Raw genomic sequence first — 603 nt, forward strand, 5'->3', positions numbered from 1 at the left:
TTCTTAAATAAAATAATGTATATTAGCAAAAATGTATTTTTCGCCCCTACCTTAAGTACAGGTTTTAGTAACCTTAAATTCTTAAAATAAAAAAAACTACTTATTGCTTTCCATTTGTATTATTCTTTCTTCTTGTGAACCAGATCAAAATAATTTTGAAATAGACAACGAAACTGTTGAAGTACAAACTCAGGAAAATATTTCCAATATTCGCCTTATCGATGCCAGGGAAATTCCGGAAATATTAAACAGCTTAAAATCAAAAGTAGGAACTGAAGGTATAGGTAACAGTAAAATATCCTACAAGAAAAGCCATATACAGCTCGACAAAATCATGGAAGTAAAAGGAAAGGCCGGGAAAATAAACTATACTCTTACAATTCTACTGGATGGGCAGCCGGAAAATGAATTTTATAACCTTATTGTGCATAAAACAGGTTCAGGAAAAATAAAGAAAGCTTACATTAAAAGGTATATTGTTAACCCTGAAGCAATGGCTAATTATTTGGCTCATGATCGAGATTTTCTTTATTTTGAAGGCAGCTACAAAAATTATTGGATTGATGATTTTTATGGTGCCATAGAACGGGAAAACAATAAGGT

Annotated in this window: 1 protein-coding gene; it reads left to right on the plus strand. The window is 31.2% G+C overall.

Features of this window, described 5'->3' with window-relative positions:
• Nucleotides 1-103: 103 nt before the first annotated feature.
• On the plus strand, nucleotides 104-603 hold a 500-nt coding region (locus tag ACKGJN_RS16520), incomplete at its 3' end, for a hypothetical protein (protein WP_409540666.1).

This window comes from Gillisia xinjiangensis (assembly GCF_046298265.1).
Lineage (GTDB): Bacteria > Bacteroidota > Bacteroidia > Flavobacteriales > Flavobacteriaceae > Gillisia > Gillisia xinjiangensis.